The 26408-nt window shown below is 46.1% G+C and carries 17 protein-coding genes and 1 pseudogene; 10 read left to right on the top strand and 8 right to left on the bottom strand.

The window, feature by feature from the left end; all coding sequences use genetic code 11:
- Both PMG71_RS23890 and ilvA read right to left on the bottom strand, forming a co-directional pair.
- Window positions 1–101: pseudogene (locus PMG71_RS23890) on the bottom strand (Uma2 family endonuclease); the annotation flags it as partial.
- Window positions 102–339: 238 nt separating this feature from the next.
- Entirely contained in the window at window positions 340–1851 is a 1512-nt protein-coding gene (ilvA, locus tag PMG71_RS10690; protein ID WP_283753665.1) for a threonine ammonia-lyase, biosynthetic, read from the bottom strand.
- A gap of 289 nt (window positions 1852–2140) precedes the next feature.
- Here ilvA and PMG71_RS10685 point away from each other — a divergent pair, with 289 nt between their 5' ends.
- From PMG71_RS10685 to PMG71_RS10675, 3 genes are all read left to right on the top strand, one after another.
- Complete coding sequence (locus PMG71_RS10685; RefSeq protein ID WP_283753664.1) at window positions 2141–3118, top strand: SDR family NAD(P)-dependent oxidoreductase; 978 nt, start codon at window positions 2141–2143, stop codon at window positions 3116–3118.
- Between the two features lie 107 nt (window positions 3119–3225).
- Window positions 3226–3984 carry a DUF5765 domain-containing protein gene (locus tag PMG71_RS10680; RefSeq protein ID WP_283753663.1) on the top strand — a complete coding sequence of 253 codons (759 nt, stop codon included), beginning with the start codon at window positions 3226–3228 and terminating at the stop codon, window positions 3982–3984.
- A gap of 223 nt (window positions 3985–4207) precedes the next feature.
- Window positions 4208–5029, top strand: a complete 822-nt coding sequence (locus tag PMG71_RS10675; RefSeq protein ID WP_283753662.1) for an ABC transporter permease — start codon at window positions 4208–4210, stop codon at window positions 5027–5029.
- A 40-nt stretch (window positions 5030–5069) separates the two neighbouring features.
- On the opposite strand, the gene PMG71_RS10670 is transcribed toward PMG71_RS10675, so the two are convergent.
- Both PMG71_RS10670 and PMG71_RS10665 read right to left on the bottom strand, forming a co-directional pair.
- The gene (locus PMG71_RS10670; protein WP_283753661.1) at window positions 5070–11834 is read right to left on the bottom strand and encodes an Ig-like domain-containing protein; all 6765 of its coding nucleotides are present in this window, start codon (window positions 11832–11834) and stop codon (window positions 5070–5072) included.
- A 250-nt stretch (window positions 11835–12084) separates the two neighbouring features.
- Window positions 12085–13248 carry a cysteine desulfurase family protein gene (locus tag PMG71_RS10665; RefSeq protein WP_283753660.1) on the bottom strand — a complete coding sequence of 388 codons (1164 nt, stop codon included), beginning with the start codon at window positions 13246–13248 and terminating at the stop codon, window positions 12085–12087.
- Between the two features lie 67 nt (window positions 13249–13315).
- Between PMG71_RS10665 and PMG71_RS10660 the strand changes: the two genes are divergently transcribed.
- Window positions 13316–13699, top strand: coding sequence for a hypothetical protein (locus PMG71_RS10660; protein WP_283753659.1), 384 nt, complete (start codon window positions 13316–13318; stop codon window positions 13697–13699).
- Between the two features lie 52 nt (window positions 13700–13751).
- Here PMG71_RS10660 and PMG71_RS10655 read toward each other — a convergent pair whose 3' ends face one another.
- Window positions 13752–13973, bottom strand: a complete 222-nt coding sequence (locus PMG71_RS10655; RefSeq protein WP_283753658.1) for a DUF4327 family protein — start codon at window positions 13971–13973, stop codon at window positions 13752–13754.
- A 165-nt stretch (window positions 13974–14138) separates the two neighbouring features.
- A complete protein-coding gene (gene pdxA, locus PMG71_RS10650) occupies window positions 14139–15182 on the bottom strand; it encodes a 4-hydroxythreonine-4-phosphate dehydrogenase PdxA (RefSeq protein ID WP_283753657.1) in 1044 nt (347 codons plus the stop codon).
- Between the two features lie 126 nt (window positions 15183–15308).
- Between pdxA and petM the strand changes: the two genes are divergently transcribed.
- The 3 genes from petM (at window position 15309) to PMG71_RS10635 (ending at window position 17662) form a co-directional block, all read left to right on the top strand.
- The gene (gene petM, locus PMG71_RS10645; RefSeq protein ID WP_283753656.1) at window positions 15309–15416 is read left to right on the top strand and encodes a cytochrome b6-f complex subunit PetM; all 108 of its coding nucleotides are present in this window, start codon (window positions 15309–15311) and stop codon (window positions 15414–15416) included.
- 211 nt (window positions 15417–15627) lie between these two features.
- Window positions 15628–16614 carry an SDR family oxidoreductase gene (locus PMG71_RS10640; protein ID WP_283753655.1) on the top strand — a complete coding sequence of 329 codons (987 nt, stop codon included), beginning with the start codon at window positions 15628–15630 and terminating at the stop codon, window positions 16612–16614.
- Window positions 16615–16705: 91 nt separating this feature from the next.
- The gene (locus PMG71_RS10635; RefSeq protein WP_283753654.1) at window positions 16706–17662 is read left to right on the top strand and encodes an NAD(+) kinase; all 957 of its coding nucleotides are present in this window, start codon (window positions 16706–16708) and stop codon (window positions 17660–17662) included.
- On the opposite strand, the gene PMG71_RS10630 is transcribed toward PMG71_RS10635, so the two are convergent.
- Together PMG71_RS10630 and PMG71_RS10625 are read right to left on the bottom strand one after the other, a co-directional pair.
- Window positions 17654–17797 carry a hypothetical protein gene (locus tag PMG71_RS10630; RefSeq protein ID WP_283753653.1) on the bottom strand — a complete coding sequence of 48 codons (144 nt, stop codon included), beginning with the start codon at window positions 17795–17797 and terminating at the stop codon, window positions 17654–17656. The two genes, PMG71_RS10635 and PMG71_RS10630, sit on opposite strands and share 9 nt — an antisense overlap.
- Before the next feature lie 24 nt (window positions 17798–17821).
- Entirely contained in the window at window positions 17822–19843 is a 2022-nt protein-coding gene (locus PMG71_RS10625; RefSeq protein WP_283753652.1) for an ATP-binding protein, read from the bottom strand.
- Window positions 19844–19922: 79 nt separating this feature from the next.
- Here PMG71_RS10625 and PMG71_RS10620 point away from each other — a divergent pair, with 79 nt between their 5' ends.
- The 3 genes from PMG71_RS10620 to PMG71_RS10610 all read left to right on the top strand — a co-directional run bounded on the left by PMG71_RS10620 (window position 19923) and on the right by PMG71_RS10610 (window position 26206).
- Window positions 19923–22007, top strand: coding sequence for a hypothetical protein (locus PMG71_RS10620; RefSeq protein ID WP_283753651.1), 2085 nt, complete (start codon window positions 19923–19925; stop codon window positions 22005–22007).
- Between the two features lie 379 nt (window positions 22008–22386).
- Window positions 22387–24966 carry an eCIS core domain-containing protein gene (locus PMG71_RS10615; protein WP_283753650.1) on the top strand — a complete coding sequence of 860 codons (2580 nt, stop codon included), beginning with the start codon at window positions 22387–22389 and terminating at the stop codon, window positions 24964–24966.
- Between the two features lie 40 nt (window positions 24967–25006).
- Window positions 25007–26206 carry a type III secretion system chaperone family protein gene (locus PMG71_RS10610; RefSeq protein ID WP_283753649.1) on the top strand — a complete coding sequence of 400 codons (1200 nt, stop codon included), beginning with the start codon at window positions 25007–25009 and terminating at the stop codon, window positions 26204–26206.
- Window positions 26207–26408: the final 202 nt, after the last annotated feature.

Below are 26408 nucleotides of genomic sequence, written 5' to 3'. Positions count from 1 at the left end.
ACTAAACGTACAATCCACTCATATTGTTCTGTATTTTCTGCCATCGGTAACCCGTCAGAATCTGGATAGAGGAGTTCTGTAGAAAGAGGAGTTTGAACCATGATGCTCACATGCAATGGTTAATTAAGGGGGTCAGTTTATGATATAGAGCAAACCTAAATGAGTTATGTAATAGCTGCCCCTCATCCCCCTGCCCCCTTCTCCCGCAGGAGAAGGGGAAAAAGTCAAGAATCCCGTGGGAGAGGGATATAGGGAGAGGGCATTTCCTGTTGCACAAATCATTTAGACTAGCTATAGAGATTTTAACGTATCTCATCAGAACAGAAAGCCTTGCATGAATCAAGCCAAGAATAATTTATAGGCAGGATTATGATTTTCGTCCCAATAGCGATAGCCCAAACTGTCTAAAAAGGCTTGCCATTCTGCCATTTCTTCCGGCGGAACTTGCATCCCAACCACAATACGCCCATAGTCTGCACCATTATTGCGATAGTGGAAAAGGCTAATATTCCAGTTTGGACTCATGGAGGCGACAAATTTCATCAGTGCGCCGGGACGTTCGGGGAATTCAAAGCGGTATATTAATTCATGTTCGGCTAGGGGCGATCGCCCGCCCACCATATGCCGTAGGTGCATTTTGGTGAGTTCATCATCGGTTAATTCTAGGGTCTTAAACCCCGTTTCTTCAAAGGTTTTAGCGATTTGGGCGGCATCCAAGCGGTCTTTTATTTGCACGCCCACAAAGATATGGGCGCGAGTGCGATCGGCGATTCTATAGTTAAATTCTGTGAGATTGCGCGTGCCTAAACAGTCGCAGAAGCGGCGTAAACTGCCCGGTTTTTCGGGAATGGTGACGGCAAAAATGGCTTCTCGGCGTTCCCCAAATTCCGCTCGTTCGGCGACAAACCGCAGGCGATCGAAGTTCATATTCGCACCGCAGGTAATGGCGACGAGGGTTTGTCCTTGGATCTTTTCGCGCTCTACATAGGCTTTCGCGCCGGCGATCGCCAAAGCCCCCGCAGGTTCCACAATAGATCTCGTATCTTCAAATACATCCTTAATCGCCGCACAAGTATCATCGGTTTCCACCAAAATAATCTCATCCACATATTGCTGACAGAGACGGAAGGTTTCCTCTCCCACTTCCCGCACCGCTACCCCATCAGCAAACAAGCCCACTTGGGGCAATCTTACGCGCTTTCCCGCTTTCAAGGATTGATTCATGGCATCCGAGTCCACTGGCTCTACGCCAATAATCTTAGTTTCTGGATGTAAGCGTTTCACGTAGGCAGCAATGCCAGAAATGAGACCGCCGCCACCAATGGCCACAAAAATAGCATGGATGGGCTGTTGATATTGGCGTAAAATCTCCATACCGATGGTTCCCTGTCCCGCAATCACATCCGGATCATTAAACGGATGAATAAACGTCAAGCCTTTCTGGGCTTCGAGTTCGCGGGCATGGCCATAGGCTTCATCATAGGTTTCACCGTATAATACTACTTCTCCACCATGCGATCGCACCGCATCCACTTTTACCTGCGGTGTCGTTACCGGCATCACAATTAACGCCCGACTTCCCAAATGCCGCGCCGCCAGAGCCACTCCTTGGGCATGATTCCCCGCAGAAGAGGCAATTACCCCCTGTTCCAACTGCTCTGGGGGCAATTTCGCCATCCGGTTATAGGCTCCCCGCAGCTTAAACGAAAATACCGATTGCATATCTTCCCGTTTCAGCAGCAGTCGATTCCCCAGTCGCCGCGAAAGGTTGCTTGCCACTTCGAGGGGCGTTTCTTGGGCAACATCATACACGCGAGCCGTGAGAATTTGGACGAGATAATCACAAAACATGAGATCTGGGGAACGGGGTGGAGAGCATGGGCACAATATTTTACTGTATCATCTTCCGATCCTCTGGGCAAAATCGAAGGAGTGCGAGCATCCTGCTCGCTGCCTTTAATGCTCCCTACCTTTGATCCTTGCTGCCTTTAATGCTCCCTACCTTTGATCCTTGCTGCCTTTAATGCTCCCTACCTTTGATCCTCGCTGCCTTTAATGCTCCCTACCTTTCTAAAGAAGAACTGATTTATCATCTAAAGCAGAACAATAATTGTGGACATAGAAATAACCGCAGAACATAATGACATCAAAACCACTCGAAGGAAAAATTGCCCTAGTTACCGGAGCCTCTCGTGGGTTAGGAAAAGGAATTGCCATCGGTTTGGCAGAAGCTGGCGCAACCGTTTATATTACTGGCAGAACTCTGTACAGTTCTGAGCCAGGAATGGGGAGCTTAGAAGAAACCCAAAAGGAACTAGAAAAAGTGAGTGGGGCAGCCATTCCGGTACAAGTGGATCATGGTGATGATGAGCAGGTGCGTTTGTTATTCGAGCGTATTGCGGATGAACAAAAAGGACAACTCGATCTGTTGGTGAATAATGCTTATTCTGCCGTATCTATGCTCAAAGAAACCTATGGTCAATCTTTTTGGGAATTAGAACCCAATTTATGGGATCGGGTCAATCATGTGGGGTTGCGGGGGCATTATATTGCCAGTGTGTATGCAGCGCGGATGATGGTTCCTCGGAAACAAGGACTCATTTGTACCCTGTCTTCTTGGGGGGGATTGTTTCCCCTATTTGGGGTACTGTATGGAGTGGGTAAAACAGCGTGCGATCGCCTAGCCCTAGAATTAGCCTTAGAACTTAAACCCCATAACATTACCTCCCTCTCCATTTGGCCGGGAATCGTCGGCACAGAAAAATTTACCCAATTTGCTCAAGAACAAGAATCGAGCGGAACCCCACCAGAGAGAGGCAACCCTTTTGCCGACGGTTTTAACTGGGAAACTCCCCTATTAACAGGTCGAGTAATTGCCTGTCTTGCTGCCGATTCTCACATCATAAAACGCACCGGAAAAGTACAGATTGTCGCCGAACAAGCCCGGCGCTATGGTGTCGTAGACCGAGACGGAAATCAACCCGCCTCTTTGCGCTCCTTACAGTTTATTTTGCCCATGATTTTGCCCCAGTTACGTCCCTATTCTTCCTGGCTTCCGAGTCTCTATGTTCCCTGGTGGATCTTAGTTCCTAGCGTGCTGAAATCTCCACAAGTTTGAGAGATTGACTGAGGATTTAGTCCAGGTTCATCCCCATGGGGAGCCTTCAAAGATCCAGAATTAGCATTTTTGTTTAAAATACTGGTACTGATTAGGAACCTACCATTATGTGTTGGAATGGACAAGCTTCGGCCACATTAGCGACATTAGGGTTGACAAGCACTCTCTATATTGCTATCAAGGGTGAAGACAAGAAACTATGGATGCCTTTAGCTTATTTTTCCCTAATGGAAATGCTACAGGCAGCCACGTATACGGTAATCGATCAATGTGGTTTACCTTTAAACCAAATCTTAACTCTACTAGGAAGCTTACATATTGCCTTCCAACCCTTTTTTGTGAATGCGTTTTCCATGCATTTCATACCAGAATCCGTTTATAAGCAAATTCGTCCCTTTGTTTATGGAACCTGTTTTGTAGGGACAATCCTGCTATTCCTGATGATTTACCCCTTTGAATGGGCGAATCGATGTGACATTGGCCATGTTCCGTTTTGTAGCGAACATTTATGTTCCGTTTCTGGAAACTGGCACATCGCTTGGGGAGCGCCTCTTAATGATATCAAATGGCTATATTTAGGGTATTTTATTCCCGTTTTCCTGGTTCCTCTCCTCTATGGTTCTTGGAAGTTTACAGTTTACCATATTATGGTGGGGCCTGTTCTTGCTCGACTGTTGACCAATAATATTAATGAATGGCCAGCAGTTTGGTGTTTGATGTCGATTGGATTATTGTTAGTTGTGATTAAAAGTCCTCTGCGACAACTCCTATATATCCAAAACTGGATATTATGGAAGCCCTTAAAGTTGGTGTTGCCTGAGTTAGTATTGCCTGGGGATGAGCCTGAGCTTCAGGAGGAAATCTAGCTGAGATTCTAGATCAAACCGATCTCCTAATAATCAATTTGAATACAGCACTGTGCGCTATAATGTTTACAGATAAAGGCGCATGTAGGGACTTTCTGGCGTTCGCCCCTACGGATTATTGTAAACATACTATCGCGAAGCGCTATATCTATTGATCCTGACCCACAATCCACCTCAAGTGATATATTAAAATTCGTTAACTTTGACCGTTCCCTAACTCGCCGTGGCTTTTCTCAAACCTCTATATCGTCGTTATCCCTCACTCTACGAACTCTCTACCCTCTGGGCCGATAGCATAACCATTTTATGGGGAGAATGGCTTGATTTGCGCGTCAGACTTGCACCAGTGGCGGCTTCCGGGTTAGTTTCTCCCCTCATCTATATCCTTGCCTTTGGTCTCGGACTCGGTTCAACCCTAGATAGGGCAATGACTCCACCCGTCGGTGATACCTATTTAGAGTTTATCTTACCGGGAATGGTGGCGCTCTCTTCGATGACCATTAGTTTTGCCGGAACCGTATTTTCTATTTGTGGGGAACGTCTGTATACGAAAAACTTTGAGGAAATGTTACTCATGCCCGTTCATCCCTTGGCTTTATACTTGGGGAAAATGCTGGCGGGAGTGGTGCGTGGGTTAATGACTTCGGGTTCGGTGATTTTGGTGGCTGTTCTGTTTACGGGTAAGGCTTGGAGTTTCTTGAATCCGTTATTTTTACTGCTGATTATCCTCAATTGCGCTGTTTTTGCCGGATTAGGCGTATTAGTGGGTTTGCAGGTCAAATCCTTGGAAACGGTGGGACTTTACAACAACTTTCTGATTATTCCCATGTCCTTTTTAGGCGGTACATTTTTCGATCCCTCTACTCTTCCCAGTATTCTCAAAGGCATTGTCTACTTACTGCCGCTCACCTATACGACCTTGGGCTTGCGATCTGCGGCTTATAATATGGCTCAGTTTCCCTGGTATTCTATCCCAGTACTGCTGGCGATGGCGATCGCCCTTTCCCTAGTCGGCGCTCGTGAATTCACCACACAACAAGACTAATCAATTAAAAATTAAAAATTAAAAATTAAAAATTAAAAACCTAAGCCACACTAACAAAGTGACTCTCTTGAATAGTCCCAGAGCTTACCCCTTCTAGGATGGCTAAAACTTGGTTGTTGATGGAAACGATCGCATTCTGACCATTTTGGGATAGGGTGAGCTGAGTATAGCTTAAGCCATTAGATAAACCCAGGCGATCGCCCACTCCAAAGTCCATGATCCGATCTATTCCTTCTCCCATCCCCAGCACAAAGATATCATTACCCCCATCTCCAAATAATACATCCTCTCCGACTCCACCCATCAGGATATCATTGCCTTGACCTCCCCAGAGGCAATCATTCCCAGCATTTCCCCATAACTTATCATCTCCTTGATTTCCCAGAAGCCAATCGTCACCTAAATTACCTTGAATGCAATCGTTGCCTAAATCTCCCAATAACGTATCCTTGCCATCATCCCCGCGCAGGCGATCGCTATCCTGTCCACCATGAACAACATCATCCCCTAAACCGCCATCCAGAAAATCATTACCCATATTACCAGAGAGAAAATCATCGCCATCATTCCCCTCGACAAAATCATCCCCCCTATCCCCAAACAACACATCATTTCCTTCTCCCCCGCGCACCCCATCATTTCCCTGTCCCCCATGAATCCAATCATTCCCCAACCCCCCATCCACCCAATCCATTCCTTGATTCGCAATTAACCAATCATCCCCACTTTCACCATAAATATTATCATCACCTTGCAGCGCGATCGCCCAATCATCACCCTCTCGCGCCAAGAACGTTTCCCCCTGATTATTTCCGAATAAAATATCAGCAAAACTCGTTCCTTCTCGCGTCATTTCCGTCAGATTCAGCGCCGGAAAAACAGGAGGAGAATTGAGCAATGGACAACTTACAGATACTGGAGCATTAGCAGGAGGAGAGGGAGGAGTTACTGGAGAGGGAGGAACTACCGGAGAAGGCGGAGTTATTGGAGACGGAGAAGGAACCGGAGACGGAGTTACAGCAACATCATTATCTGTAATAGTTCCCACCCCCTGTGCATCGCTAATCGTCGCATTATTGGCGCTCGATAAGTCAACGGTAAACGTTTCATTGGTTTCGTCCAAGCTGTCATCCGTGATATTAATCGTAATCCCTTGACTCGTTTCTCCGGCTGCAAACGTTAACGTACCATTGATACTCGTGTAATCACTTCCGGCTGTAGCCGTGCCATCTGCCGTGGCATAATCTACCGTAATCTCCTGAGCGCTCGCTGCATCCAGAGAAACCGTAAACGTTAAAGTTCCTGCATCTTCATTAACCGTAACATCATTAATAGATAAGTTAGGTTCAGCATCATTATCAGCAATATTTAACGTTGTCGTACTTTGAGCGCCAATCGTGGCATTATTCTGAGCAGTAACCTCAAACGATATCGTCTCATCAGGTTCATCAACCGTATCATCAATAATCGGAACAGCAACCGTTTTGCTATCTTCTCCCTCATTAAACACAACCGTTAACGGAAAATCACTATCCGTATAATCGGCATTTCCCGTTGCCTCTCCCCCCGTCACGCTCACTTGAACCTCAGAAATGCCAACGGTTGTATTCCGGGTAAGCGTAATCAGATTCGTTGTCCCATCCCCTTCATTGGCAGCATAACTCGCTTCAGAAAACTGGATTTCTGGAGTCGCAACAACCAACTCATTACTGCTGCTATCATTACCAGCATTACCCGCACTATCCGTAGCTGCCACAGCCACCTCATAAGTCCCAGCACTCAGAGCCAGACTAATCGTATTATCAGCCAGCGTCCAAGTTCCATCCCCATTATTCGTTCCCGTGTAAGAATTTCCATTAACCGTAACCTGAATCGAAGCGCTGTTATCATCCACCGTCCCCGTCAAAGCCGGAGTCGTATCCAACGTAGACAGAGAATTAACCGTAACCGTCGGTGCAGTCGTATCTACAGTAATGCCAAGAGCAGATGAAGCAGCGCTCGTATTGCCAGCAGCATCACTAACCGTAGCCGTAATATTATGATTGCCTGCACTTAATGCACTCGCCGTAATACTCCAGTTGCCAGAACCATCGGCAGTAGCTGTGCCAATTGTGCCATCAACACTACTCGTAAGCGTTACGATACTATTGGCTTCAGCCGTTCCCGTAAACGTGGGTGTGGTATTGCTGGTAATATTATCGCTGTTGGAACTTCCCGTATCCGAAGCCGCGCTCATATCCGCAGCTAAAGGTGCAGCCGGTGCTATAGTATCAACCGTTATGGCAAAAGCGCTGGAGGCTGAACCCACATTTCCTGCGCTATCTGTGGCCACCGCCGTCAGGTTATAATTCCCGTCAGCTAGAGTCGTCCCCGTATGGTCAAAACTCCAGCTTCCAAAACCATCGGCTGTAGTTGTGCCGATAGAACTCCCATTAATAAACACCTCTATCGTGCTATTGGCTTCTGCTGTTCCGGCGAATACTAACGTACTATCGCTCGTCACTCCGTCACTGCTGCTCGTCCCCGTGTCTGTGGTGATGCTGCTGGTGGTTGGCGTACTTGGAGCCGTATTATCCACCGTATAGACTTCATCCGTCCCTGGTTCTGCCGTCGGTAGCGCATTTGCGGACAAATCAGTAATATTTTGTCCTACTGCAACATCTAATCCTACAGTTCCATTCAGACCGGCTAAATCCCCTCCCGACACCGTGATATCGTAAACAGAGGCACTCACGGCGTTTACTCCGGTGATGGTCGCCGTTGTTCCCATTACCGAAAAGTCACTCGCGTCTACACTCTGCACATCTTCATCAAACGTGGCTCGGAAAACCAGAGTATCGGCATTGGTGGGGGTAATACTCGGAGTTTGGCGAGTGATGCTGGTTAGTGTTGGTGCTGTCGGGTCATTATTAAACGTAACTGTATTATCTGTGCTAGTGCTGGCAGTGTTGGCATTTCCGGCGATGTCCGTGGCGACTCCTGCGGCAAGACTAGCGATAACGGTTCCTGATGCCGTCATACCGCTAACGGCAATATTATACGTTGTGCCGCTACCCGTCACTGCATCGGTAGTTGCTCCTGCCGTGCCGCCGAGGGTTACATCTCCCGTAGCAAAACCCGTCACCGGTTCGCTGAACGTCACCGTGTAGTTGATGGGCGAACCCGTGGTAGGATCTCCTTGACCTACTGCCTGTTCGACCGTCACCGTGGGTGCAGTCGTGTCAACCGTAATACCAAGAGGGAGAGAAGCACTACTGGTATTTCCCGCCGTATCGGTAGCTGTAGCCGTGATATTGTGAGCTACTGCGTTTAACGTGCTGGCAGTAATAGTCCAGTTGCCTAAACCATCTGCTGTGGTGGTTCCCACTGTGCCATCAACACTGCTAGTGAGAGTGACAGTGCTGTTCGCTTCTGCCGTGCCGGTGAATGTGGGAGTTGTGTCGCTGGTAGTGTTATCGCTGTTTGAACTGCCCGTATCGGTAGCCGCCGTCATATCGGGAGTCGAGGGTGCGGCTGGTGCGGTGGTGTCGATGACTAGAGCTTTATTATCCGCCAGGGACTGTCCTGGGGGAATGGTGAGGGTAACGTTGTTTGCGGTGGCATCTTGTAGGGTTGCACCACCAGCTAGGGTTAGTCCGGTTGAGTTTAAGTCTGTGCTGTTTTGTCCTGCACCAACGGTGTAGGTTCCTGATGCACTGTTGGCGTTGGTAAAAGGAGTAATAGTGACTGTGCCGCCACTATCCAAATTTAAGGTAAGGTTGCCACCAGCAAGGGTGACGTTTTCGGAGAAGTTGACGGTGACGTTGAGAGTGCCTCCGACTCCGAATGTGCCATCGCTGGTGGTGGAGGTGATGGAGGTGAGGGTGGGGAGTGCGTCGAAGGTTTGCGCTCCGGCAGCAGTGGGGGTTCCGGTTTTGCTGGCGGAGGTGAAGGTGATGTCACTGAGGTTGGGAGCGGCAATATTGATGGTGTTGCCCGCAGTGGCTCCGGTGGCGATGTCGGCGACGAGGAAGAGTGTGCCGGTGTTGCCGTTGTTGATGGTTTGGGAGAGTCCGGTGAAGGCGAGGGTGTTGCCGGAGGTGACAACGGCTTGAGTGCCGAGGGAGGTGTCGCCCGCGTCGAAGATAGTGTCAGTGGAGTAGAAGAGTTCAAAGCTGTTGGGGACGATATCGGCGGTAACATAACTACCGCCAGTGGTGAAGGTTGCGCCGGTTAATTGGGCGTTGGCGGTGGTTACGGCTAGGTCGAGTTGATAGAGGGGATGGTTGGTTGTGCCTGATGGGACGCTGGCGGCGGCAATGGTTCCGGAGGAGAGGGTGACGGCAGAGAGTGTGCCACCAGGGGAGCCGATATCACTGCCACTGTTTCCACCGGCATTAGCACTGAGATAGCCGGTTCCGAGGGGAGTGGAGCCGCCAGTGGTGCTGGTTGCCCAGTTGGAGCTGACGGTATTATTGGCGGTTAGGTTGGTGAGATAAATGGACGCGCCTACGGGGTCGGGAAAGCCTGCGCTACCGTAGTTTACGGTTTCAATGGCGTTAGCATGAGTGGTATGGTCACCGCTATAGCTGGTAAAGCTATCCCATAAACCAACGGTATCGCCACCGTTGTTGAGTCCCATGGCACCCCAATTGGTAACGCCGATTAAGGTGATGCCGGTTCCCCAGGCGGCTTCAAAGTCAGAAGCATCAAGGTCGTCGTCGTTGAAGAGGATGGCGCTACTGCCAGCAGCAATAGAACCACTGGCGATGTTAGGGAAGAAATGCTCAAGAGTGTTATTATCGTCGAGGAAGTAGCCGGATAAATCGATGGTGCTGCTGCCGGAGTTGTAGACTTCTATCCATTCCCAGTCATCTTCAGCACTGTTGGGGTCGTACATGATTTCGGAGATGACTAGGGGAGAAACTTGGGTTTCGTAGGCTCCGATATCGACGGTACTGTTGGAGATGCGGTCAAAGCCGGTTCCTCGTTGGTCGGTGGTGATAGTGCCGGGGACATCGGCATTGTTACCGGCATCAAGGGCGGGACTGCCGGCAACGAGGGCATGGGTTTGGGTGGTTCCACCGTTGTCCGCGAGGGTGGTATTGATGACAGTGTTGGGGGCGACTCCGATGATGTCTGTGCCGCCGAAGCCGGTGCTTCCTGTGGTATCGCCAATGACGTTACGGTTATTGCTGGTGAAGGTTCCGCTTACATCTGGGTCGGGGCTGCTGGCTGTGTTGCCAGCGATGATGGTATTTCTTACATTAACTGTTCCCGTTGAGCTGTTAAAAATACCACCACCAAAAAAATAAGCAAAATTACTCGACAAAGTGCTATTTATCACATTAACTGTGCCCGTCGAGTTGTTATAAATTCCACCACCACTACTAAAAGGAGAAGCAAAATTATTCGACAAAGTGCTATTTATCACATTAACTGTGCCCGTCGAGTTGTTATAAATTCCACCACCACCAAAAGGAGAAGCAAAATTACTCGATAAAGTGCTATTTGTTACATTAACTGTGCCTGTCGAGTTGTTATAAATTCCACCACCGCCATCACTAGCATTACCATTAGCAATAGTCAATCCATCAATGGTAATCTCAGAAGTACTATCAAAATTAAACACCCTCGATAAGTTATTCCCGCTCACCGTCAGTGGGGCATTTCCTGGCGCTTGAATGGTGAGATCATTCCCAGCCTTGCTGAAATAAGTCAGCTCTCCAGAGGTGAGAGTAATAGTATCTGGGATAGGATCGGTGAACACCATGCTAGGAAATATCCCACCAAACATCATCCCGCCAAATGTAATCGTATCTGCACCTGGATTGGCCGCAGCATGAATCAGGGCTTGTCGAAGGGAACCCTCGCCGCTATCGTTGGTATTGGTGACTTCCGTACTCAGAGGAGTGGCGGCTAGTTCGTAGGCCAAGACTTGACTACCATGGCCGAGAAATAACTGAGACCCGGTTGCACTAGCACCTAAAAAACCTGCGCCTAAAGGATTGGCACTGCTGTCTCGAAGTTGATTAGGATTAGGACCTGCGATGGTGTAGGTTTCCGTGGGTGTTGCGGAGATAGTGGTGGTGGGGGAGAGCATATCCCACACATGAAGCTCGCTAGTGGTTGCAGCCATCAGGAGCTTGCGCCCACCGACTTCATGCACGATCGCCTGATAAACTAAATCTGTACCGGGTACAGTAATATCTGTCCCGTTAAAGTTAACCGCCGTTGCATTCCCTGTATCCGCATCAAAGGCCCAAATTTTATCCCCCGTACCACTCGCTCCCCCATCACTGGCGTAAATATAGTCATTTCCACTGCCATGGTCAAAATAGCTAATGCCGCGAAAGCGTCCGCCAGTTCCCACATCTTGCGCCCATTGTTGCGTTAGGCTAAAGTCACCGGGATTATTAGTAACTGACCATTGAATAATCTGGTCGCGATTAACATCATTATTTCCATAAATATACGTGCCATCGGTGGTAATGGACTCAGTTTGCTCTGCTGTAGCTTGATACCCAGTGACATTACTCGACCAGTCATTATCGATACGGCGAATCCCTTGGGCATTGTCTCCAGTGAAGAAAATATAGCTGCCGAATTCTAGGGCGCTTTTGGCTCCATCTAGCAATGTAGGAATATTATTGTTATAACTATTGACTACCGTACCATCGGCGGCTCGATACTCCACCGGCCCGCCATCAATGGTTCCTGCTAGGGGATTTCCTGCGGCTGAAAAGTTGTTGTTGAGATAGTGGTTATTATTGCCAATAGGGGTATTGACTGTCCATTGAGCAGTGGTATTGTCAATTAAACTCATGGTTGGTTAGGTATGAGAAGCTAATGGCAGGATGATATCAAGTCCGGATAAAGGGTGAAGAAGCGGGCAAGATGCCCGCACTCCTCTAATCCCTTAATATTGCTGGAGCGGGAGCGTCTCGCTCCCTAAGTTTTTAATCATGGTATTTCCGCTTCGCGGACATGAACAATCGGACTTGATATGACACCTTGGGAAAACTAGGATAAAACTCCACATCAGTTTATGGGTTTTCCAGATATACATCAACCTATCAATGTTGTTTGGCTTTGCGTAATGCTGTCACGGTGGAGATAAAGTATTGGGCGACTTGCTCGATTTCTGGTTCAGTATTCACTCGGCCGATACCGAATCTTACGGAAGCATAGGCGAGTTTTTCTTCTCGGCCTAATGCTAAGAGAACATGGGAGGGGGCAATTTTAGTAGAGGTACAAGCGGAACCGGAGGAGAGGGCAACGACAGGTTGCAATCCTAACAGTAGGGCGGAGCCGTCTACCCCTTCTACACTGATATTGAGGTTACCGGGTAATCTTTGGGTGGGATGACCGTTAAGGTGAATGCCGTCTAGGGAACTTAGGGCGCTCCAAAGTTGTTCTCTCAGTTGGGTTAGGCGTTTGGCTTCCCTGTCTTGTTCTGCGATGCCTAGACCCACAGCTTCCGCAAAACCCACGATTTGAGGAGTATAAAGTGTGCCCGATCGCAGCCCTCGCTCATGGCCGCCTCCGTGGATCTGGGCAGCTAATTTGACTCTGGGGTTGCGTCGCCTGACATATAAGGCTCCAATGCCTTTGGGGCCGTAGAGTTTATGGGCCGTCAGGGACATTAAGTCAATGTTCATGTCCTGGACATTCAGGGGGATTTTACCGAGAGCTTGGGCTGCGTCGGTGTGGAAAAGCACTTGACGATCGCGACAAATTTGGCCGATTTCGGCTAGAGGTTGAATCACCCCAATCTCATTATTGGCCGCCATCACAGAAACTAGAATAGTCTCCTCCCGAATGGCTGCTTTTAGCTCTTCTAAATCGATTAACCCTTGAGCATCAACCCCCAAATAAGTGATTTCAAAGCCTAAAGATTTTAAATACTCACAAGGATCTAAAACAGCATTATGTTCTGTAGTAACAGTAATCAGATGGCGACCTTTGCTAAAGTAAGCCTCGGCTACACCCTTGATGGCTAAATTGTTAGCTTCAGTGGCTCCACTGGTAAAGATCATTTCTTCTGGAGTACCACCGATGGCTTGGGCCAAAACTTCTCGGCTACGGCTAACGGCTGCTTCGGCTTCCCAACCATAGGTGTGGGTAATACTAGCAGCATTACCGAATCGCTCCGTGAAGTAGGGTAGCATGGCCGCTAAAACCCTTTCATCCACTGGTGTGGTGGCATGGCAGTCAAGATAAATTGGTCGCTCAGACATATTCTTGAAGATTACAGTAGAATCAGGGCACAGATATTGCCCATATCCTCAAGCCTAAAACAAGAATATGAATTCTGAAACCTTAGTGCAACTGTTACAACAAAGCTTTCATGTCACCCTAGGAGCAACTGCTTCTTTTGCCGAAGTTCTGCAAGATGAGCAGAAGCGGCAAGAAAGTTGGCGCAAACTCACCGAAAATTTAGCTGAACTGGCTCAAGAATGGTCAGAAAAGGGGAAAATTACGGAAGAGGAAGCACGAAATTTTGTTGATAATTTGATGAAGGAAAAAACTAATCCACCCGATTCTAGTGCTGATTCTGAGTCTGCTGGCTTCAGTCAAGAACCAGAAACACCCATAGATTCAGATCCTCAAGCGGAAATTGAAGAGTTGACGGAACAACTGGCCACTTTACGCTCTGAGTTAGAAAAGTTACGCCAAGAAGAAAGTTAGAGTTCTCAACGAACAGGGGATCGATTATCGATCCCCTGTCTGGCTTTGAAATCTAGTCATTATCCCATTCTTCGCGTCCTAAAAGGTCTCCAATCCGGTCTCTAAGTAAGAAATTGCCGTTTTCTAATTCACACTCAACATAACCCCATTCACGGGCGGGAATATATTTACAAAGAACATAAATCGGTTGTTGACGACTAATCACTCCGTCTTGTACGAGACTGCGGGCCTCGTCTTGAATCATATTTAAGGAGTAACGAATAGATTGAAGCATTTTCACCCTCTTGATGTTTGGAATGGTGTATGAGAACGGTCGGAGATAGGCGTTTGATCGCCATCCATTAGATTTTAACTTAAGTTCTGTATTCCTGAATACTGAACTTTTTCTATTTTTGCGCTATATCGCCTCTAATTATATTAAGATATCTTGCCAAAGTCATCAACCAATAACAGTTTTCTGGTAAACCAGTTCAGTAGCCAGTTGAATGGCGGCTTTCATGCTGGTAGCATGGGCTAGTCCTTTGCCCGCAATATCAAAGGCCGTGCCATGATCTGGTGATGTACGCACAAAGGGTAAACCAATGGAGGTATTGACTGCTCGATCGAAAGCCATCATTTTCACCGGGATTAATCCTTGGTCATGATAAAGTGCGATGTAGGCATCATGGATTTGGGCGGCAAAGGATGAGTCATACCAGGCTTGAGCGGGTTTAACCCATAAGGTGTCTGGTGGTATGAGGCCATCTAGGGTGAGATGGGGATAGAGCTGGCGAGATGCGTCCAGCCAGGGAGCGATCCAATCGATCTCTTCTGTACCCAGTTGCCCCTGTTCGCCGCTATGGGGATTGAGTCCGGCGATCGCAATCCGAGGTTGGCTAAGACCAAACTGGTCGCGCAAAACATTAACTAACAATTGTAGCTTCTGGTTTAGGAGAGTTGGTGTTAAGATTTCTGGAACTTTTGCCAGGGGGATGTGAGTGGTTGCTAACAAGACAATTAGTTGCCACTGGGTATGAGGCGATCGCCCCACAAATAACATGCCAAATTGCTCTGTACCGGCTTTTTCCGCCAGAAGTTCCGTTTGTCCTGGATAATCATATCCAGCCGCTTTCCAGGCGGATTTGGCAATAGGGCCGGTGACAATCCCTTGGAAGTTACCCGCTAAGGTTTGGGAAATGGCCTCCTGTAGATAAGCAAAACTGGCCCATCCACTCGCCCCATTGCCCACACCTAACTTAAGTGCTTTAGACACTTCATGAGGTAGGGGAATATCCAGAATTGAGAGGCGATCGGGATCGGCTAAAGGTTGTCCTTGAGATACTAAACGGCTGTAGGTTTCCTGTAAAATGGACGCAGATCCAACCACCGTAATCTGAATCTGCTCCTGAAAGTGGCGATCGGCCAGAGCTTTCAAAATCACTTCCGGGCCAATTCCCATCGGATCGCCGAGTGTAATCGCTAAACGGTTCAACCTATTACCCATGACCTATTACCTATGACCCCATGGGTCAAAACTGTTCTACAATCAACCTAGGCGCTTAGTCCCAGAGGTCTGGAGTCTAAGCCTGTATTTGTCAATCAATTCACCTTAAAGGATATTACTTAAACCATGGGCGCTGAAATCTTTAATGCTGCATTCCTATCTTCCAGTTTAATTATGGTGGGCCTAGGTTTAGGCTTCCTGCTGCTGAAAATTCAGAATAGTGTCGAAGGCTAATCTGAGGTAGCTTAACTCAAGTTCACAGCGATCGGCTGTAATGCTCTCATCCTTGGCGGGGAAGCCTCCCCGCCTTCTTTATCTCCGTTAGACCTGGAGGACAAACCCCCAGATCTACCCCCAAGTCCAGAAAAATTATGAATGAATGTCAAGATTCTTGAAGTTTTCTGATAGACTCTTATAAAAAGTTACGTTTTGTAAACTATAATCAATGACTTTATTAATTGTTGGAGCCACAGGCACACTCGGAAGACAGATCGTCTTCCGCGCCTTAGAAGAAGGCCATTCAGTTCGCTGTTTAGTCCGTTATCCGCAAAAAGCGGGATTTCTTAAAGAACGGGGAGCCGAACTTGCCCAAGGCCATTTATGTAAACCTGAAAGTATTAAAAAAGCCCTAGAAGGTGTTACTGCCGTTATTGATGCAGCTACATCCCGTCCCACCGACTCCCTGAGTATGAAAGAAGTAGACTGGGATGCCAAAGTCTCCCTAATTCAATCGGTTAAAGAAGCGGGTATTGAACGCTACATCTTTTTCTCGATTCTGGATGCCGATCAATATCCCCAAGTGCCTTTGATGGAAATCAAGCACTGTACAGAACTGTTCCTAAAACAAGCCGATCTGAAGTATACGATTTTTCAGTTAGCGGGCTTCATGCAGGGACTGATTCCCCAGTATGCTATCCCTATCCTGGATCAACAGGGGGTTTGGGTGATGGGAAAATCTTCACCCGTTGCCTATATGGATACCCAGGATATCGCCAAATTTGCGGTTCGGGCTTTGAGTGTGCCAGAAACTCAAGGGCGCACGTTTCCTCTGGTGGGGACAAAAGCCTGGAATGGGGATGAAATTATTGCTCTGTGCGAAAGACTCTCTGGAAGACAAGCGAGGGTTTCCCGAATGCCAATTGGTTTGTTGCGAGCGGTACGTGGGATGACGCGATTTTTCCAATGGACATGGAATATTAGCGATCGCCTCGCCTTTGCTGAGGTTCAAGCCAGTGGTAAACCCCTCAGCGCTCCCATGGATGAAGTCTATAATGTGTTTGGCCTTGACCCCAAAGACACCACCACCTTAGACTCCTATATGCAGGAATACTTTAGCCGTATTCTGAAGAAACTCAAGGAAGTCGAATACGAGCGCGAAAAAATGAAGCAAAAAAGCAAAAAACGCAAAAGCCCGTTTAAATCTCGTTCTTAGAAAACCCTAGATGGGTGAGCAGGATTTAACCCCTTTGAAGTACAATTCTTAGACCAATCCTTTAGACAACCTTCTCAATACTGGTATTAGCGTGCCCGAAGCTGGGATTATTTACAACGACATTAAACCAACCGCCTGCCGAGTCGCAGAAGAACTAGAACAGCAACTGATCCAACGGGGATGGAGTGTGAAACTGGCGACTGGTGCAGGGGGGATCTTGGGATATTCCCATCCTGATCGCCCCACATGCCATACGGCGATCGCTCATCTGGTTCCCCCAAACTTTCATTCACAAATGAAAATGGCGATCGTCTTGGGTGGCGATGGTACGGTTCTTTCTGCTGCTCGACAAGTGGCTCCTTGCGGCATTCCCATGTTAACGGTCAATACTGGCCACATGGGATTTCTGACGGAAACGTATATTAATCATCTCTCAGAAGCGATCGATCGGGTAGAGAACGACAATTACACCATAGAAGACCGCACCATGTTAACCGTGCGTGTCTATAACGATCGCGCTCAAAATTCTGCCAAGACTACAGATAACTCCCAACGTACCAGTATGTGGGAAGCCCTATGCTTAAACGAAATGGTACTGCACCGAGAACCTCTCACCAGTATGTGCCATTTTGAAATCCAAATCGGTCATCATGCCGCAGTTGATATGGCCGCTGATGGAGTCATTGTATCAACTCCAACTGGATCTACCGCCTATTCCCTGAGTGCAGGGGGAGCAGTGGTCACCCCTGGAGTGCCTGTGCTGCAACTGATGCCCATTTGTCCCCATTCCTTGGCCTCACGCGCTCTAGTTTTTAATGATAGCGATCCAGTAACGATCTATCCTGTCTATCCCAATCGGTTAGTGATGGTGGTTGATGGTAATGGAGGCTGTTATGTTTCTCCTGAAGATGAGGTAGTAATTGAAAAATCACCCTATTCAGCTCGGTTTATTCGCCTGCAAGATCCCGAATTTTTCCGCATTCTCCGGGAAAAATTGGGCTGGGGATTGCCCCATATTGCTAAACCGACTTCAGTTGAGTTACCTTAAGGTTGCCTGACTGGGGGCGATTAAGAGCGTATCCGGCAGTTCAATTAAATCGTCATCGGATTGAGTGACATTTTGAGCCTTGGTAAACCAGGATTGAATCTGTTGGCGAAGATGAGGGAATAAGCTCTGAATCATCGATTTCCACCGGATTGATGATCCTTATAATAGATGATCTCCAGATCTGCTTACATCCAGCTCCCAACCTTGGGTTTCCGTGCGAGTGAGCGATCGCCCCGTTTTCAAATATTCCATTTTCGTTGCTTCCAGAATATGGCTCATTTTCACCGGTTCCTGAGCCTCAGCCGCCAAAAATGCCGCATTCAGAGCAATGGATTTAATATTTCCTCCCGTCACATCCAATTGCCCCAACCGCTTAAAGTCCAAGCCCTCTGTCGGAGTTTGTCGGGGAAAAACGCGCTGCCAAATTTGACTGCGTTCTGGCGCTTTGGGATAGGGGAAATTGACGATAAAGCGCAGGCGACGCAAAAACGCCCGATCCAAATTATCCTTAAAGTTAGTGGTTAAAATGGCTAATCCTTGATAGGCTTCCATTCTCTGCAACAGATAACTCACTTCAATATTAGCGTGGCGATCGTGGCTATCTTTCACTTCTGTGCGCGAACCAAACAGAGCATCCGCTTCATCAAACAATAAAATTCCGCCCCCTTTTTCCGCAGCATCAAAAATACGGCGTAAATTCTTCTCCGTTTCGCCAATATACTTGCTCATTACCGCACTTAAATCAATGCGAAATAAATCTAATTTGAGTTCATGGGCTAACACTTCCGCCGCCGTGGTTTTCCCCGTGCCACTGGTTCCCGCAAATAAGGCCGTTAACCCTAACCCGCGCTGATTTTTTGCCGCAAACCCCCAATTTTGGTACACCGTTGCCTGTTGGCGGACATGAATGAGAATTTGCTCCAAAATCCGTTTTTCTCGCTCTGGAAGGACAAAATCTGCCCAGGTGGTTTTCACCTCAATGCGTTGGGCTAACGCTTCTAATTCTGGTCTGGCTTGTAAGCGGCAAAACTGCCAAAGTCTCTCACTGATGTCTTTAGGGGCTAAATCGAACTGCGATCGCACGGCTGCGCTTGCGGTTTCAATCATCACTGCGGATAAGCGAAATTGAGCCGCTAGGGAGGGCAAATATCGATCCACATCTTCCGGATAATCCTGCCATGCCTTTTGCCACAGTTCCAGTTGTTCCCCATATTGCAGCCCTCCCACATCAAACGTAACCGCATGGGAGAGGGGCAACCGTTCATCGGTGGCAATGATGACCGAGACTTGAAGAGACTGTAAAAAGGGGAACAGTAAAGAGAGTTGACTTTCTGCTGTTATTGATTCATTCACATCCACCAACAACAAGCTCGGAGCCAGAGCATACCAGCGCTGCCACCGCATGACAAACCGTTGCAGATCCTGGCGATTTTTGGGAATGGCATCACTGGGCAGACGATAGAGGGGTAAATGTAAATACTCGCTAATATGGGTAGCGATTTCTGCTTGAGATTCCCTCAGTGGGCCGCAGAGTTGAAGAATCGGTTGAGTCTTGGACACTCCCTGAAATACGGACACGGCTTGATGGATAATTGTCTCATAGGAGGGTTGCAGGACACTTGTGCTTAAGGGGGGAAGGGGAGTAAGGACTGCGGCCAGAATCGGATCGTGATAAGCTTCTCCCATTAAATAGTGCAAAATCGCTTCATCAATTTGTAAACAGGCGCGGGTAATTTCTGGACTGGTAGCAGTATGAATCAGTTGCCATTTTCGCAAGGGACGGGTTTCGGTGAAGGCATCCCAATGGGGTTGAGGAAAACAGTCTAGGCAGAGTTGAAAAGTGGGATAATTGCAGTCAGGTTTATTGTGGGCGATCGCCAATACATCCGGAAAGTCTGGATTAATGGCTTGTCCTACACAACAGAGTAAAATACTGATTTCAAATGGAGATAGCCCAAAGGTTCGCGCTAAGGTATTGAGCGTGCCTGGTTTTTCCAGAGTACGGCGAATGAAGGGAGTGTCCTGGAGGCTGTCGGATATATCAGTTACCTCTTCCTCTGTGTTGCGAGCAATGTGGAGATCTAGCAAGGAGCGAATGAGGCTAATTGCTTCAATTAATTCATCTATGGTAGCTTGGCGATCGGCTAGAATAGGGCGATCTTTTATCTGTTCAATTGTCATTGCCTCAAGTTAGTTTTTTGGCCTCCCGATCCTAATATACTATACTAAGAAAATAAATCTCTCTCCCCTTTGCCTCCTCATGTCTCCTCGCCGCCGCTACATCAAAACCCATGTGTCTCGTCGGAAAGAAACCTCAGAAAACACCTCTCCTCAGTTTGCTGCGCCCCCCGTAATTCAACCCAAGGCACAGAGGAAAATGGAAAAGGAACTTCCAGAGTGGAAACCTGGCGGTAGTGGCAAGCCAAGCCCTCTGCAACGACTACAACCCTCAGCAACCCTACAAGCCAAATTAGAAATTGGACAACCCAGCGATCGCTACGAGCAACAAGCAGACCAAGTTGCCCATAATGTCGTACAAGCGCTCCACGCTCCCATGGCTGAAACTGTAGACACTCAATTAACAGGACAAGGAAAAACTGCCCCTACTATACAACTTGATCCTGAAGATACGGAGTCAACAGCAGAACTCGATCTTGGAAATACGGGATCTTCCGGAAACTGGACAGAATATACAGTCAACAATAACACTCATTTGAGAGATGACACCCTTAAGAATGAAGGCAAGAAGGTATCGCCTGGGGAGAAAGTTAAAATTAGCAATAATTCCATGGATCATAGGAAAGACCGTGCTGGAAATATTTGGTTCAAAGTCGCAGATTCTCAACAATATATTCGCTCCACACACTTACACATTTATACTGAGCATGGAACCCCATCATCGAGCTTGTTTGGCAAACATCCAGCCAAAACAAAATATCCAGATCAGACGAATATCATAGATCAATTAGTTAAGAACGCTGAGAAGAGAGATAAAGATAAAGGTTTTCTAAGCGTTGAAGAAGTTTTGGCCATATCCACATTGAGTCAAGATGAACAAGGCAAAAGTTTTTTACTCCAGAAAGGCTTTTTGACCAACGATAAGTTGGACAAAGTTGCCAAAGAAAAGAAAACAACCCTCGATTGGCATCGGACTGAAAAACATCGAGGCCTAGAAAACTTGCCATTAGCAACTGGAAATCATGTATTAACCCGTATCCATCGACTCCAAATTGCCACTTATCAGAGGGACTTAGGAATAAGCAATCCTGAATACCGACAAACTCTTGGCTATTTACGTTATGAAGCGGAAATGGCAAAAACAGATCCTAATGTGAAACAGCATATCTATGAAAAAGATACGCAAATGTGGGAGCAAACCCTAGCTCCAATTCCTGAAGATGCCGTATCTCAGTTGGGCACAGAAAGAGCTAGACAATTGCGGGAACAAACTGAATCCGCTCAAAATATTCTGCGGCGAATTTTTATTGTTCTCCATAGTGGACTCAAGTATCGCGATGACACGGCTGACAAGATATTCAAAAATGATTGGCCAGAAACGGTAGCAGTAGCCCTGTCTCATGGCGGGCGAGTGATGGTTAAATTACCTGCTATATCTAAAGGGCAAGACCGGAATGAATTCATTAATTGGTTGTTAGGAAATACATCAAAAGAAAAGGATTCTAAAGGATCGAAGAAACCTAATCAAGTGAGCAGTGAAAAGATCGCCGATACTGACTATGGAAAAGCTCAAGTGGATACTCGAGATTTTTCTACCCATGATATTGATATCGGGAAAACCGAAACATTCACAGAACTAAACCCAATGGGTAATAACAGTAAAGGTCAATCAGAAGAGCATTATGGCATGGATATACCTTTGGGTGGCTTAGGTCGAGAAGATTTAGCGGGTGAGGTCACGTTACCCGATGGTAGTCATGGCCATATGTACATTTTCTATGAACCTCCAACTCTCGACAAACCCGGTGGCTTATTGATTGGAGCAGAAACATCAAGAATGGGTCGCACGGATGTCTATGGTCAATATCATGATGCCAAAGGAACCAGTGCCGAATTTTCGCCCACGGGTACGAGTAAGGAGGCCAGAATTGGTGCTAAATTTGGAGGCAGAATCGTTGACTTTACGAAAGGCAGCTATACAGAAGTTATAGATAAAAATGGCAAAGTTCAGCAAGAAAAAGTGAAGGGAGGTCATACCGAAGTTAAAGACCCCAATTGGTTGCAGCAGCTTAAGGATGCTGAACAAAATATACAGGATGGTCAAATTACGGCGGCGGAGTTAGTGGGTAAAACAACTCCAGAATTAAAAGACAAGCTATTTGGTTAAAATAGGGATCGAGCAAAAACTATTGGGCATAAACCAGAAACTGAAAGTGAAATAGAATAGCACTCGGCAGGTAGGGTGGACAGGAAGACAATCGATATTATTGAAGATTAAAACTCTTGGTTGTTGATGTAAAGATTAGCGATCGCTTCTCTGTTCAATTTTCATCCTTTTTGGCCTCCCGATCCTAATATATAGCTAGTCTAAATGAATTGTGCAATTGGAAATGCCCTCTCCCTATATCCCTCTCCCACGGGAGAGGGACTTTCCCCCTTCTCCTGTGGGAGAAGGGGGTAGGGGGATGAGGGGCAATCGTTACATAACTCATTTAGGCCTGCTATACTATACTAAGAAAATAAACCTATCTCCCCTTGGCCTCCCCATGTCTCCTCGCCGCCGCCAAACCAAAACCCGCATTTCCCGTCGGAAAGAAAACCCAGAAAGCAGTTCTCCTCAGTTTGCTGCGCCCCCCGTAATTCAACCCAAGGCACAGAGGAAAACTGAACAGGAGCTTCCAGAGTGGAAACCTGGCGGTAGTGGCAAGCCCAGCCCTCTGCAACGACTACAACCCTCAGCCACCCTACAAGCCAAATTAGAAATTGGACAACCCAGCGATCGCTACGAGCAACAAGCCAACACCGTCGCCCGTGATGTTGTCGAACAGATCAACAGCCCTGTCTCCAATGATGCCCAGCAGCATACCACAGTACAACGAAAAACCCAAGAATCCAATCTCCTCTTACGCTTAAAACCCACAGGACAGCAGTCCACCCTAGGCGGAGGAAAAGCTCCAACTCAATTAGAATCCTCCATTAACCATGCCAAAAACGGCGGCAAATTCCTAGAGCCGAGTTTACAACGGTCAATGGGAAAAGCCATGGGAGTCGATTTTTCGGGAGTGAAAATACACACCGATGCTCAAGCGAATCAGTTAAGCGAGTCCATCCAAGCCAAAGCCTTTACCACCGGACAAAATATCTTTTTCAAACAAGGGGAATATCAACCTCAAAATAGAGGCGGACAAGAGTTAATTGCCCACGAGTTAACCCACGTCGTGCAGCAGCAAGGACAGATCGGAAATGCAATACAAGGAAGCTGGTTGACAGATTGGATGATTAAGCTTTGTATGAGTGGTGAGGTAGATGAAGGGGAGTTAATTATAGAACCCAACCTTGTTCCAACAGATAATAGAGAACGCCAAAGTAGCCAAAATGAAGGTCCTAGAGCGCCTCACGCTTCTAAAATATCGCAACTAGAACAAGCTGTTGGTGATATAGATAATCTTGAGGAAGAAGCTATAGGGAACAGTCAAAGTCAGCTACAAGGCCCTCACATAAAACCAACGCCAATTCAGGTTAACAAAGGAGATGATGGTATTACTGAGGCATTTATAGAAGTGAACCCTAATATGTACATTCCAACAGTTACACAACTGGATAGATCTATGGGAGGTTCACCATCGACAATTGGGGGAGGAGTAAGAGTAGATATTAATAAAAAACTAGCTGAATTTCATGAAAAAAATAAGGCTGGATCTTTTTATGAGGCATACCAAATATTAGGAGAAATTAATTCTTACACTCAGGAATGGTTAAGTAAACATACACAAGAGCTTTATGATATCCAAAAAATTAATTCAGTGAAAGATAAATACTCTCTAGGTGAGAACACAACAAAAAGTCAACAAGAATTCAATCAAAAAAATAGTAAAAAAACACAACAAAAAGGTAAACGTCTAGAGTTGAGTAGTGATGAAATTAATATTCTTGCTAAAAGTGCAAAGAAAGATGTAATGAATCGTTTGTTGGAAACTATTCTACAAGCAAAAAGTGATGCAGAGGAACATGGAAAAGATATGCTACAATATTATGCCCCTCCAGAGTATCAAAAAGAATTCAAGAAGGGAAAATTATCTCTAGCAATTCAAGGAGCTAAAGGGGCATTAGCAATTAAGGAAGAAGATGATGAATTTGCGAAACAGAAGAATACAGATGTTAAAAAAGAAAAAGACACAAAGAAAGAAGAGATAGAAAAAAAGGTTGATGGAACTTATACTAAAATTAATGAAAAAATGAAAGAATTGGAAGCAGATGCTAAAAATCCAAAGGATATTTCACCTGAAAAAATAGAACAGAATTTTCAGTCTGGAGAAGCGATATATCAAGATATTTCTAGCTATATGGGAACGATTAATGAAGTGCTTGATCTTTTTAATATTTCCAATCTCTTCGCTGGCTTAGGATACATTAAAATGCGTAAAAAAGCGAAGAAAAGGTTAGCAAAATTTGCCGGAGCTGTAAAAGATCCTGAATTAGCTACTTTAGCTGCATATGGGTATAATAAAGTTTCTAGGTTAGCCAGTTACTGTTTATCTATGGCAGTTGCCAATATTACTAAATTTATCGCTAGAACTTTAACATTGATTACAGGTGGCTTATTGGCGATATTCTCTGAAACTATCAATCTTGCCATGAGTGCTGCAATGTATGCTCACAAACTTTATGGTGCTCTCAAAGGAATATATAAAGCTGTGCGTGGCACTAAAGGAAAAAACCGTTTTATCAATGCTGAACACTTATATTTGTTGGTTAGTGATGGAAAACCGAACGCAGAAAAATTGTTGATAGACTTATTTGGAAAATCCAAAAAATCTAAATCTAAGAGAATGGATATAACTGGACAAAAAGTGGTCAATTTAATTAAAATTTTAGGAAAAATTCCGCAAGGAGGTATAAAAAAAAGAGTGCAAAAGAAAATTATTACATGGATAGGAGAATTTTTTAAATCTACAGAAGGTACGATTCCAGAACAGTCGCTATTGGATTATATTGAGGAAGAGTTAGGTATAAAAGATAAGGCTGAGGCTCTAAAGGAAGACTTTTATAACAATTTGCATCAACAGGAAAATTCCAGCTCCAGTCAAAATAGAGAAATAGTCGAAATTATCCAACAACTCAAGTAAAAATATTGAGATAAATTTTATATGAGTTATCAAAATTGAGATGCGAGCTGATTATCAACCCACTTTTCATAGCCCCAAAACATTGCCCATCTCTCTCGAATCTGTCAACTTGGAGTGGTGGCAACCGCATCTGTTGTTAGAAAAATGCGATCTTACATTTGAAGTTAATCTAGAAACTTATCGGATTATAGAAAAAAATAACCTTTTTCAACTGTTACCAGAACTGACGAACACCCAAAAAGGCTGCAATTTTCAACCCAATCTTCCCATTCAAATCACTGTTACTCTTAACCCAGAATATCTTCTGCGCTTGCAAGAAGCAGCTCATGCAGAAACTGCCCTTGCTTACCTTCAGGAATTGGGGGAACATCAGAAAAACGCCCGACTGGTGCAAACGGAAAGTTGGATAACTTTATCGGTGCAACAGCAACAGGAAAGTGGGGTGGTGGGTTATCGCACGTTGTGGGATTATGTAGATTGGTCTCAATTGGATGTGGAAAATGAGGAGCTTCTAGAACATTTAGCACTGGAAACGGTGACTCGTTTTCTCCAAGATAGCATCCCCTCGACCCTTTCTGATGCCAATTCCCATCAGTTAATGGCTACTCTGGTAGAACAAGTTCCTACTCTGATGGCAAAAGATTCCAGAGCAAGCGAACCTATTGCCGAAGCGTTTGCTAATCTATTGCGGGATAATCTCCAATCTGAATTAGAAGAAGCGATTTTAGCTGGTTTTTCGGCATCAGACAACGGAGAAGAAGACTTAGACTATTTCAACTTTGAAAGAGTCAAAAAGCCTTCTATTTTAGAGAATGTATTAGGTTTCTTTGAGTCGGAAGATTGGATGGTAGAGAAAATTCCAGAGCAACCGGCCTTAAAACTGCTCTTTCAAGGAGAACATGGAAAATGGGTATGTTTAGCGGAAGCGAAAGAAGATTTAGAACAACTGATTTTTTATTCAATGATTGCCCTCAAGTTTCCAAAAGCGCAAGAATCGAAGCTGTGTAAATTGTTGATGAATATCAATTATCATTTAACGATTGGCAACTTCGATTTGAATTTTGAGGAGCGTATCCTTCGGTTTAAGACTTCGATTGATGTGGAGAATTGTAATAATTATAGCCCGTTAATCAAGAATGTGGTTTATACGAATGTGATGACAATGGATCGCTACTTACCAATTATTATGACGATGCTTGAGAAAAAGTTGTCTCTAGAAGAAGCACTGACGTTATTGTAGTGCCATATTGTAGTGCGATCGCCACTCTTGTCTGTTGGGTTGCACTTCGTTTAACCCAACCTACTATAGCTGACTGTTTTCGGTGTGTTACGCTGTGACTAACACACCCTACGATTTTGATCTCAACCACAACACTCCACATCCCCTTTCCGGTTACAGTATCCTAGGTAAAGAAAAAGAGAGACTAACTCAACCGGAGAGG

Source organism: Roseofilum acuticapitatum BLCC-M154 (genome assembly GCF_030068475.1).
GTDB lineage: Bacteria > Cyanobacteriota > Cyanobacteriia > Cyanobacteriales > Desertifilaceae > Roseofilum > Roseofilum acuticapitatum.
This window is presented reverse-complemented; position numbering and strand designations above follow the sequence as displayed.

Coding starts and splice junctions, on each gene's coding strand:
- ilvA (WP_283753665.1), bottom strand. CDS start 1,851: ATGTTTTGTGATTATCTCGTCCAAATTCTCACGGCTCGCGTGTATGAT.
- PMG71_RS10685 (WP_283753664.1), top strand. CDS start 2,141: ATGACATCAAAACCACTCGAAGGAAAAATTGCCCTAGTTACCGGAGCC.
- PMG71_RS10680 (WP_283753663.1), top strand. CDS start 3,226: ATGTGTTGGAATGGACAAGCTTCGGCCACATTAGCGACATTAGGGTTG.
- PMG71_RS10670 (WP_283753661.1), bottom strand. CDS start 11,834: ATGAGTTTAATTGACAATACCACTGCTCAATGGACAGTCAATACCCCT.
- PMG71_RS10665 (WP_283753660.1), bottom strand. CDS start 13,248: ATGTCTGAGCGACCAATTTATCTTGACTGCCATGCCACCACACCAGTG.
- PMG71_RS10660 (WP_283753659.1), top strand. CDS start 13,316: ATGAATTCTGAAACCTTAGTGCAACTGTTACAACAAAGCTTTCATGTC.
- PMG71_RS10655 (WP_283753658.1), bottom strand. CDS start 13,973: ATGCTTCAATCTATTCGTTACTCCTTAAATATGATTCAAGACGAGGCC.
- pdxA (WP_283753657.1), bottom strand. CDS start 15,182: ATGGGTAATAGGTTGAACCGTTTAGCGATTACACTCGGCGATCCGATG.
- petM (WP_283753656.1), top strand. CDS start 15,309: ATGGGCGCTGAAATCTTTAATGCTGCATTCCTATCTTCCAGTTTAATT.
- PMG71_RS10640 (WP_283753655.1), top strand. CDS start 15,628: ATGACTTTATTAATTGTTGGAGCCACAGGCACACTCGGAAGACAGATC.
- PMG71_RS10630 (WP_283753653.1), bottom strand. CDS start 17,797: ATGATTCAGAGCTTATTCCCTCATCTTCGCCAACAGATTCAATCCTGG.
- PMG71_RS10625 (WP_283753652.1), bottom strand. CDS start 19,843: ATGACAATTGAACAGATAAAAGATCGCCCTATTCTAGCCGATCGCCAA.
- PMG71_RS10620 (WP_283753651.1), top strand. CDS start 19,923: ATGTCTCCTCGCCGCCGCTACATCAAAACCCATGTGTCTCGTCGGAAA.
- PMG71_RS10615 (WP_283753650.1), top strand. CDS start 22,387: ATGTCTCCTCGCCGCCGCCAAACCAAAACCCGCATTTCCCGTCGGAAA.
- PMG71_RS10610 (WP_283753649.1), top strand. CDS start 25,007: ATGCGAGCTGATTATCAACCCACTTTTCATAGCCCCAAAACATTGCCC.